The 3,300-nt window shown below is 61.8% G+C and carries 2 protein-coding genes and 2 pseudogenes; all 4 read right to left on the reverse strand.

The features are described 5' to 3' along the window. Nucleotides 1-260 (reverse strand): DUF5629 family protein (locus AC1DLB_RS27905; protein ID WP_477786076.1); only part of this gene is annotated, 260 nt, incomplete at its 3' end. A gap of 186 nt (nucleotides 261-446) precedes the next feature. Next, nucleotides 447-1,858, reverse strand: a pseudogene (locus AC1DLB_RS27910) (aldehyde dehydrogenase (NADP(+))). 10 nt (nucleotides 1,859-1,868) lie between these two features. Further along, nucleotides 1,869-2,861 (reverse strand): AraD1 family protein, encoded by a 993-nt coding sequence (araD1, locus tag AC1DLB_RS27915; RefSeq protein WP_018926175.1) that lies wholly within the window; start codon nucleotides 2,859-2,861, stop codon nucleotides 1,869-1,871. A gap of 43 nt (nucleotides 2,862-2,904) precedes the next feature. Continuing rightward, nucleotides 2,905-3,300 (reverse strand): annotated as a pseudogene (locus tag AC1DLB_RS27920) (MFS transporter); the annotation flags it as partial.

Below are 3,300 nucleotides of genomic sequence, written 5' to 3' on the forward strand. Positions count from 1 at the left end.
CCACCAAACGCTTCCATAGGCACCAGCCGGTGTTCACCGGAATCACCGGTGATGATCCAGCTCTTCAAATCGGGATCGAAAGTCGCTGCCTTGATCTGCGCCATGCTGAACTCCCAGCGCTTGAGCGCCCGACCGTCCATGCATTCGATGTGCAGGTTATCGTCTTCATCGAGAGAGAAGTCGAAAGCGTGCAGCCCGTCGATCTCCAGCATGTCGCAATGTTCGAGGGCGTTGAGCAAGGTGTCGTTTACGGCAGTCATGGCAGTCAATCTTTGAATGGGAAAGACGCAATGATAGCTCAATGCGGRAACGGACTGTGGCGAGGGGGCTTGCCCCCGTTTGAGTGCGTAGCACTCACAAAATCTTTGGTACATCAGCGATTTTGGGGCTGCTTTGCAGCCCAACGGGGCGGTGCGGCGTTCCGACAAGCCCCCTCGCCACAGCCGTTAGAGCGCTTCTCGTGATGGTTTGCCATCGACCAAACGTTGGATGCGCAACGGATTGCCATTCTTCAACGCGTCCGGCAGCAGGCTGTCGGGGTAGTTCTGGAAGCACACCGGGCGCAGGAAACGGTCGATGGCCAGGGTGCCCACCGAAGTGCCGCGCGCATCGGAAGTCGCTGGATACGGTCCGCCATGGACCATCGAATCGCAGACTTCCACACCCGTCGGATAACCGTTGAGCAAGATCCGCCCGACCTTCTGCTCCAACAAGGGCGTCAGCTCACCGAAGCGTTCGAAGTCCGCCGGCTCACCGATAATCGTTGCCGTCAGTTGCCCGTGCAGGCCGTTCAGCGCAGCACTGAGTTGCGCCTGATCCGCCACTTCAACAAACACCGTGGTCGGGCCGAACACTTCCTCTTGCAGCACTTCATCGCCATCGAGCAACAGACTCACATCCGCCTTGAACAATTGCGGCTGCGCCTGATTGCCTTGTTGCGGATTACCGGCCAAGTGCTCGATTTTCGGATGCGAAAGAAGCTTGTGCAGGCCTTTGCCATAGCTGCTCAAGGTGCCGGCGTTGAGCATGGTTTGCGCCGGCTGATCGCCGATCAGCCCGGCCACCTGCTGCACGAACGCACTGAACTGCGGCGAACGAATGCCGATCACCAGCCCCGGATTGGTACAGAACTGCCCGCAGCCCTGCACCACTGAAGCTGAATCGCCGGGTGCTTGACCAGCGCTTCCCCTACTCCACCACCGTAGATCATGTTGAACACACCGGCCGGCATGGCGGTTTTTTCAGCGGCGCGAATCACCGCGTCGGCCACCCATTCAGCGGTTGCCATGTGGCCGCTGTGGGCCTTGAACACCACCGGGCAGCCGGCGGCCAAGGCCGAAGCGGTGTCACCGCCAGCCGTGGAAAACGCCAACGGAAAGTTACTCGCGCCAAACACCGCCACCGGCCCCAGGCCAATGCGGTACTGACGCAGGTCCGGACGCGGCAGTGGCTGGCGTTCCGGCAGCGCCAGATCGATCCGCGCGCCATAGAAATCACCACGCCGCAGCACCTTGGCGAACAGACGCATCTGGCCGCTGGTGCGCCCACGCTCACCTTGAATCCGCGCCGCCGGCAACGCGGTTTCGCGGCAGACCACGGCCACGAACTCATCGCCAAGGGCGTCCAGTTCATCGGCAATCGTGTCCAGAAATTGCGCACGGCGCTCGGCGCTCAGGCTGCGATAGGCCGGGTAAGCGGCGGCAGCAGCCTTCGCGGCGGCGTCGACCTCTGCAACGGTGGCCTGGTAGAAATCGTGGGGCAAGGCCTCGCCAGTGCTGGCATCGACGCTCTGCAGTTTGACGGTGCCGACAGCACTACGCTGGCCGCCGATGTAGTTGTGACCAAGAATCCGGGTCATGGGTGTCTCCTTAAAGTGTGCCGACGGTGCCGGGTTCGAACGCTGCTTCAACCGGAGCGATGCCGTTGATCAAGGGTGCGCCGAACTCAGCCTGGCTGATCTCGAACACATCACCCGGCCGGGTACGGATGCCATCGGCGAAGGACAGGGTCGCGGTGCCGAAGAAGTGGATGTGCACATCGCCGGGGCGCAGGAACTGGCTGTACTTGAAATGGTGATACTCGAGGTTTTCCAGGCTGTGGCACATGTTGGCTTCGCCACTGAGGAACTCGTTCTGCCAGAGCACTTCGCCGTCGCGCAGGATGCGACTGGTGCCCGCCAGGTGTTGCGGCAATTCGCCGACCCGAAGCTCCGGGCCATAGCTGCAACTGCGCAGTTTCGAATGGGCCAGGTAAAGGTAATTCTTGCGTTCCATCACGTGATCGGAGAACTCGTTACCCACCGCAAAACCGAGGCGATACGGTTTGCCGTCGTGGCCGATGACATAGAGGCCGCTGAGTTCGGGCTCTTCCCCGGCATCTTCAGCAAAGGGTGGTAGCGGGAAAGGCTTGCCCGGTCGCACGACGATGCTGCCATCGCCCTTGTAGAACCATTCCGGTTGCACGCCGGCCTGGCCGGCTGCAGGTTTACCGCCCTCCACACCCCACTTGAAGATGCGCATGGTGTCGGTCATCGCCGCTTCATCGCCGGCCTGCTGATGCATTTTGTCCCGAGCCGAGGCGCTGCCCAAATGGGTCAGGCCGGTGCCGCTGACCAGCATATGCGCCGGGTCCGGGTGATCCAGCGGCGGCAGGATGCGCAGCTTGGCCAGCAATTCGGCATAGTTGTGGCTGATGCCCAGCCCCAGGGTTTGAACCTGTCGCTCAAGAGTGGTGCCCGCCTCGATCGCCGCCAGCGCCAGATCCCGCACCGTGTGCGCATCCTGCACTTCACGCACCAGACCGTCTTCGACCACGCCGACGCGGCGTTCGCCATTACTCAATTCGAACTGAACTAAACGCATGAACCTTCTCCTGTTAATGCAAAACTTGTTGGCCAATCTCGCGTCAGGTACGGGTAGCACCGCGGGCACTTGCCGCGAACTGGTCGGCCGGCAGCACATGCTTGCGTTCCAGCAGGCGATACACCACGCCGGTCAGGACCAGGCCGAACACCATCACGCAGGACAGGAAATACAGCCCCGACGCCAGGTTGCCGGTGTACTCCTTCAGCGCACCAATCACGAACGGGCCGATGTAGCCGCCGAGGTTGCCCACCGAATTGATCAACGCGATTCCTGCCGCCGCACTGGCGCCGGCGAAGAAGCGCCCCGGCAAGGTCCAGAACACCGCCGTGCAGGAAAACAGCGCGAACGCCACCAGGCACAGCGCCGCCAGTTGCAGCACCGGTACCGACAGCCAGGCGCTGAGGAACAGGCCGATGGCACCCAACACATACAGCAC

The organism is Pseudomonas sp. 05N434 (assembly GCF_056396965.1).

Excerpts from the sequence above, each read along its gene's own strand:
- araD1 (WP_018926175.1), bottom strand. The coding sequence starts at position 2,861 with ATGCGTTTAGTTCAGTTCGAATTGAGTAATGGCGAACGCCGCGTCGGC.